Annotated in this window: 1 pseudogene; it reads right to left on the reverse strand. The window is 59.2% G+C overall.

What is annotated here, in order from left to right:
- Nucleotides 1-223: pseudogene (locus I53_RS15705) on the reverse strand (hypothetical protein); the annotation flags it as partial.

The following is a 223-nucleotide window of genomic DNA, read 5'->3' on the forward strand; positions in this document are numbered from 1 at the left end:
ATTCCGAATACCGCAAGCGACAGGCCGATCATCGTCGCGCTCCAGCGAAAGCGGTCCTCGCCGAAAATGACCCAGAGCGCTGCCGGCACCTGTCCTACGAGTTGCATGATAAAGAAGACAGTCATAAGTGCGGCGACGATAGTCATGCCCCGCGCCCACCGGAAGGAGCTGACTGGGTTGAAGGCTCTCAAGGGCATCGGTCGACGCTCTCCCTTATGCGACT

It is taken from the genome of Methylobacterium sp. B1, from assembly GCF_000333255.1.
GTDB classification, from domain to species: Bacteria; Pseudomonadota; Alphaproteobacteria; order Rhizobiales; family Beijerinckiaceae; genus Methylobacterium; species Methylobacterium fujisawaense.